The sequence below is a fragment of the Leisingera sp. F5 genome (assembly GCF_001593695.1).
The window spans coordinates 1-1,367 of record NZ_LUKH01001004.1 but is presented as its reverse complement, the minus strand read 5'-3'; the positions used below and the strand labels follow the sequence as shown (position 1 = coordinate 1,367).

The 1,367-nt window shown below is 61.4% G+C and carries 2 protein-coding genes; one reads left to right on the top strand and one right to left on the bottom strand.

The genetic code is table 11. The features are described 5' to 3' along the window. On the top strand, positions 1-366 hold a 366-nt coding region (locus A2I95_RS38295; protein ID WP_291737637.1), incomplete at its 5' end, for a TetR-like C-terminal domain-containing protein. Here A2I95_RS38295 and A2I95_RS38290 read toward each other — a convergent pair. After that, a partial coding sequence (locus tag A2I95_RS38290; protein ID WP_291737636.1) for an adenylate/guanylate cyclase domain-containing protein occupies positions 363-1,367 on the bottom strand: 1,005 nt, incomplete at its 5' end. The genes A2I95_RS38295 and A2I95_RS38290 overlap by 4 nt on opposite strands.

Below are 1,367 nucleotides of genomic sequence, written 5' to 3'. Positions count from 1 at the left end.
CTGGCGGCGTTTGAGGCCACGGGGCGCGCCTATCTTGCCTTTGCCCGCAAGCATCCGGGCCATTACATCGCCATGTTTGAAAGCGGCATTTCGGTGAACCGGACGCCGGAACTGGCTGATGCTGCTGCCCGGGCACGGGCGATCCTGGAACGCGCGGCCGCTGACCTCAGCCAGCATATCCCGGAAGACAAACGCCCGCCTGCTTCGATGTTCTCGGCGCATGTGCTGGCGATGAGCCACGGAGTGGTGGAGCTTTATGCACGGAACTCGCCCGGTGCCGCCTCGCCCTTCCCGCCCGAGGACCTGCTGGAAAGCGGTATCGGCATCTACTTGCGCGGACTGGGGCTGATTGCACCGGACGGTTAGAACCGGCTGCTGGGCTGCGGGGCGCGCAACTCGTCACCGACGTTGACAAGATGCACCTCGCCGATGCCCTTGATATCTTCGGGGCCAATGTCGGTGACGCGGAATTCCTCGGACAGGGATTCCCTCATCTCATCCGGCGCGACGATTTTCATCGGGTTAGCAAAGACTTGCAGGCGCGAGGCCAGGTTCACCGCCGGGCCGAAGACGTCATAGACATATTTCTGAATGCCTACCACCGAACCGACGGCCGAGCCGGTGCCCAGCCCGATCCGCGCCTGCCATTTATGCTGATGGCTTTGGTTGCGCCGGTCCAGATAGCGCAGGAACCGGGTAGCGCAATGGGCCACGGCGGTGGCGTGATCCGGGGTAGGATCCGGCATCCCGGCCACCGCCAGATAAGCATCGCCAATGGTCTTGATCCGCTCACAGCCGTATTGTTCTACGATGCGGTCAAAGGCGGTGAAGATATCGTTCAGCTCTCCCAAGGTCACCGTCGGGTCGGTGCGCGATGCGAAGTCCGTAAAGTTGACGAAATCCAGCATCACCACCGACACTTTGGGATAAAGCTGAGGGGTCACCACGCCGAAGGTCTTGAACTCCTCATAGACCGAGCGCGGCATCAGGTTCAGCAGCAGCCGTTCCACCCGCTCCTTCTCGCGCTCCAGCTCGCGGGTGTTGCGCTCGACCATGGCGGAATAGCTGTCGATCATGCTTTCCAGCTCGCGGATGCGGGTGATGTTCTGGCATTCCACCACCAATAGCGCCTCGTTCAGATGGCTGGCCTGCGAAATGTTGATGGCGAAAACCAGTGTGCGCCGCTTGCGCTTGATCTTCAGCTCCGCCGAATAGCGCAGCCCTTCGTCGCACAGCGAGTCGAGGTCGTCCGGCTGCAAGCCTTCGATGGCATCCGTAAGCGCCGCGTCCGGGCCAGGCGTGCCAAACCATTCCGCAAAAGGTTGATTGTGAAAGACAAATCCAAGATCAGAGGCGCGGACAACGGC